Below are 5,498 nucleotides of genomic sequence, written 5' to 3'. Positions count from 1 at the left end.
AGGTGATTTGGGCAGGTGGAACTACCAGGGTTATGTTGAGTTCATGGGCAGGAACGATGACCAGGTAAAGATCCGTGGTTACCGTATCGAGCTTGATGATGTTGTGCTCGGGCTTCTTTCCCACGATAAGATAAATAATGCCGTTGTGATTGCTTATGGTGATACTGAGGGTTCCAGGGAACTGATAGGATATTATACCAGTGATGATTTTATCAATGTTCGTGAACTACGATCTTATTTATCAGAACGTCTACCTTCGTATATGATTCCGGGATATTATTCGCAACTGGATGAACTTCCATTGACTTCTAACGGAAAGGTAGACAGAAAAGCATTGGCTTTAATTTCCCATCTGGAGCTTGATACAGGAACTGAATATAAAGCTCCTGTTACGACTGCAGAGAAGATTCTGGTTGAGATCTGGAGCGAAGTGCTGTCGATTCCGCAGGAAAAAATAGGTGTAAATGATAATTTTTTCGACTTAGGTGGTGATTCAATTAAAATAATCCGTTTGATATCTCCAATCAAAAAGCAGTTTTCAAAAAAAATAGAGGTAGTTAATTTTTATAAAAATCCTACGATAAGTGGATTGTCTATATTGATCAACGCTAAAGACCTGATATTGGAAGAATCGGAAAACCTGGTTTTGTCCCTGATTGAAAAAAAACTGGAAGATTTGAATACCGAAGTATTTCTTATAGAAAAACACGAAAATGCCATAGGGATGAAAGTACTGCCGATGAGCGACATTCAACTGGGAATGGTGGCTACTTCGGAGCTCATGAGAGAAGAAGGAGAAAAAGGAATTTATCATGATCAAATGGTATTGGAGCTTGGCCCGGTTAACTTGGACATAATGACCCAAGCTTTAAGATTATTGATCGCAAAACATGAAATATTACGTACGTCATTTAATTTATATGACTACAGTATTCCTGTACAATTTATCCATGACACAGTAAAAGTTACAATTCATGACAATGATATTAGCACTTTGCCACCGGATGAACAAAAAGAATACATCTATAAATTCTTAAAAGAAGAGCGCGAAAATAATCCGTTTCAGATGGATTTACCTTCTCTTTTTCGCCTTCATATCATAAAAATTGCAGAGAAAAAAAATGTTTTGGTATTTCAGTTCCATCATGCTATTTTGGACGGATGGTCTGATAAAAATTTCAGGGTTGAATTATTAAATACCTATTCACAACTGGAAAAGGATTTGAATTATGAGCTTTTACCACTTTCAGTTGGTCTAAAAGACAGTATAGTTTCAGACTTTATCGAATCTAAAAACCAGCATCATATTGCCTATTGGAAAGAGGAATTGGCTGATTATAAAAGGCTGGATATTTTAAGTAATGAAGTGCATTATGATCAATTAGAATATGTATATTCGATTCCTTTTTATAATACACTTTTAGAGCAATGCAAATCTGATAAAATTAGTCTTAAAACATTATTTTTTGCGGGATATTTATATATCTTGAAGATGCTTTCTGTGAGTAATGATATTACAATCGGATTAGTATCCAACAGAAGGCCAATAGAAGAGGACGGAGACAAACTACTTGGTTGTTTCCTGAATACAGTTCCTTTCAGATTGCAATTAGAATCCGATATCATGCAGACCCTAAGAACATTTTTAAAATATGTTGATACAAAACTAGAAAAATTAAAAGGAAGGGACCGCTTTTCATTGGTAGAAATATCTAAATTACATCTTGAGCATTACCATGCAAATCCGTTTTTTGATGTTTTATACAATTATGTGGATTTTCATAATATTAGTGATAAATTTGAAAATAGCGAAAATGCAAACAGTAATAACTTAGCATTAGAAAGCTTTGATAAAACAAATACTTATTTAGATTTTGCCGTGAGCGTTACTTCAAATGTCTTGTCAGTATCACTGACTCAAGGAAGGTTTCTGAGATCGGGCCAGACATTGGATGATTTGAAAATATACCTGGATAATTTCTTAAAAGCATATATTAATAGCCCGGAAAGCCAGTTGACAAATGAAATATTGATTTCTGTAGAAGATCGGAAGGAACTCCTTGAAACTTTCAACGATACCAAAGTCAGTTATCCTGAAGGAGAATCGGTAGTAAGCCTTTTCGAAAAACAAGCTGCAGCCACGCCTGGGCATAGGGCTCTGGTTTTCGAAGGATCGCAATTAACCTATCAGGAACTCAACGAAAAATCTAACCAGCTTGCATATTATTTGACCTCGCTGGGCGTTACAAAAGAAACCCTTGTTCCTATTTGTTTTGAACGCTCTACGGAGCTGATCATAGGTATTTTGGCAATACTGAAAGCTGGTGGTGCATATGTTCCGGTTGATCCGAATTATCCTGAGTCGCGCATAGAAACGATATTGGAGGATTGTTCGGCTACGATAATTCTAACCCAGCAGAAACAAAAATCAGGCTTGCTCTCAGGCCAAAAAGTCCGTGCGATAGCTTTGGATACAGAACAAGCGCTGTGGGAAAATGCTTCAAAACTACCTTTAGGCCAGGAAATTACTGAAGACCAGCTAGCTTATGTAATTTACACATCAGGAACTACAGGCAAGCCTAAAGGAGTCATGATCGAGCATGGCAATTTATACAACTTTTTAAAGAGCATTGAATCGAGTATATTTAAAGATATTTCTGTACGGCTGTTGAATATTACATCATCGACGTTTGACATATCTTTGCTTGAATATTTTATTCCTTTGATACTAGGAGGGGAGCTGATATTAATTAAAGACGAAGATTTGGAAGATGCCAATCAATTAGTTTCTAAAATTGATGAGTACAAACCCAATGTGATTCAATGCACACCGTCAAGATGGCAAATTTTAAAAGAAGTAGACTGGTCGTGCGATTTTGATCTTAAGATCTTATGCGGTGGTGAATATTTATCAAAAGACCTGAAGGCCTATTTATTGAAAAATAGCACAGGTTGCTGGAACTTATATGGTCCTACGGAAACAACGATCTGGTCTACGATTACAGCTATAGAAGATGGTGTAAACAGCATTGGAAAACCGATAGCCAATACTGATGTGTATATCCTTGACCCGGAATTAAAACTGGTTCCAAAAGGAGTTGTGGGAGAATTGTATATTGGTGGCAAAGGCTTATCGAGAGGTTATCTGAACCGCCCTGAGCTGACTAAAGAAAAGTTTATCGCCCATCCGTTTAAAGAAGGCGAAGGCTTATACAAAACCGGCGATTTGGCTAAGTGGCTTCCAGAGGAGGGAATAGAATTCATCGGTAGGAAAGACGATCAGGTGAAGATCCGGGGTTACCGGATCGAACTCGGGGAAATCGCCTCACAACTCGACACGGTTGAAGGCATTCGTCAATCGGTAGTGCTTGCCTTGGGATCAGGCGGCTCAGAGCGGCAGCTTGTTGCCTATTATGTTTCAGACCAGGCTTTTGATATCGAAGAGCTGAAAAACCATTTAAAGATAACATTGCCTGAATATATGATTCCTAAAATATACATGCATATGGAATGCTTTGCTTTAATGGTCAATGGCAAAATAGATCGCAAGGCATTGCCAATGCCTGATGCGGCAGCTTACCAAAAAAAGCAATATGCTGCCCCGCAGACACCTATGGAGAAAATTCTGGTTGAGATCTGGCAGGAATTATTAGACATAGAGCAAATAGGTATCCATGATAATTTCTTCGATTTGGGAGGAAACTCATTACTGGTCATAAGACTTAAAGCGATAATAGTTAAAAGATTCAATTTGGATTTGAACGTATCCGTGATCTTTAAATTGAATGATGTGAAAAATATAGCAGAATATTTAGGATTACTCATTGATAAACAAGAGGTTGTGGATGATGATAATGAAAAGGACGTGCTGTTCTTCTAATCCTGATAAAAATAAATCGATCTAAAAAAATTATAGATGACAAACGAATTAATTGATTTAATAAAAACATTAAAAACAATAAAAGTTGAATTATTTGTTGAAAATGGAAAGTTAGGCATTAAAAAAGATAAAAATTATACGATCTCTAACGAGATATTAGAATTGATAAAAAACAATAAGGACAATCTTATTTCATTCATAAAAACAAGCGCCAATTCAGAATCAAAATTTTCTATACCAAAACAGGATTATCCCGAGTTCATACCGTTGTCTTTTTCTCAGGAACGGTTGTGGTTTTTAGATAAGTTGCAGGGAAGCATAGGCTATCACATTCCAATTGTAATGGAGTTGAAAATGGAATTTGATTTTGATGTTTTGGAAAAGTCATTTACTTATGTAATTCGCAGGCACGAGGCGTTAAGAACAGTTTTTAAAGACCAGCAGGGTGTTGCCTACCAGGAAATCATTCCAGCAAACGGCTTTAAGCTAAAACACATCACGGCAAACATCCCCGAATCGGAATTGGAGGCTTTTATAGCCGATGAAATAGCCAGGCCTTTTGATCTTTCAAAAGATTATATGCTCAGGTGCAGTGTGTATTCAAAAGCAAAAGACCACCATATTTTGATCCTGGTCATGCACCATATAGCTTCAGACGGATGGTCTATGCCAATATTAATAAGGGAGTTTAAATATATTTACAGGAGTATTCTGATGAATACTCCTATCGATTTGCCAAAACTGCTGATCCAGTATGCTGATTACAGTATCTGGCAACGTTCGTATTTGTCAGGGAAACTTCTTGAAAGCAAATTGTCATACTGGAAAGAAAAGCTAGACGGCTTGCAGCTGTTAGAGCTGCCGATAGATTACACACGCCCGGCCATCCAGTCTGTAGAAGGGGCGAGTTATGATTTTCAGCTTTCGAAAGAACTCAGCGGCAGCTTGCTTCAACTGTGTAAAGAGAAAGATGTGACACTTTTTATGCTTTTGCTTAGTGTTTTCAAGATTTTGCTTTACAAATATACAGGACAGGAGGACATTAGCGTAGGAACTCCGATAGCCAACAGGGAGCAGGAGGAATTGTTTGGCTTGATAGGCTTTTTTGTAAATACCCTGGTATTGCGAGACAGGGTTGAATCTGATCAGACTTTTGACGAGCTGCTCTACCAAGTAAAGCAAACGGCATTAGAGGCCTATTCACATCAGGATTTTCCAATCGAAAGCATCATTGATTTTCTTGAAATAGAGAGAGATTTAAGCAGAAACCCTTTAGTTCAGGCACTTTTTGTTGTTCAAAATACGGAAAAAACAGAAAAAACAGAACAGGTAGTAGAAAATTCAGGTATCAATGAAGTGATGTATAATCATGTCACATCCAAGTTTGATCTTACTTTAGCAGGAAGTGCAACAGAGCAGGGAATCGTCCTTTTTGGTTTTGAATATGCCACTGCTTTATTTAAGGAAGAGACTATAAAACGCATGGCATTACATTTAGAGAACCTGATTGCTTCAGTGGTTTCGGATAGTTCTCTAAAAATAAAGGACTTGGATTATTTGACCCAACAGGAAAAAAATGAATTAATAGAGTCTTTCAATGATACAAGAACAATTTGTC

General features: G+C 37.2%; 2 protein-coding genes. Both read left to right on the top strand.

What is annotated here, in order from left to right:
* On the top strand, window positions 1-3,880 hold a 3,880-nt coding region (locus tag GFU89_RS23150; RefSeq protein ID WP_318849372.1), incomplete at its 5' end, for an amino acid adenylation domain-containing protein.
* Window positions 3,881-3,916: 36 nt separating this feature from the next.
* On the top strand, window positions 3,917-5,498 hold a 1,582-nt coding region (locus tag GFU89_RS23145), incomplete at its 3' end, for a condensation domain-containing protein (protein ID WP_318849371.1).

This window comes from Chryseobacterium sp. JV558 (assembly GCF_033712365.1).
Classification (GTDB): Bacteria; Bacteroidota; Bacteroidia; order Flavobacteriales; family Weeksellaceae; genus Chryseobacterium.
This window is presented reverse-complemented; position numbering and strand designations above follow the sequence as displayed.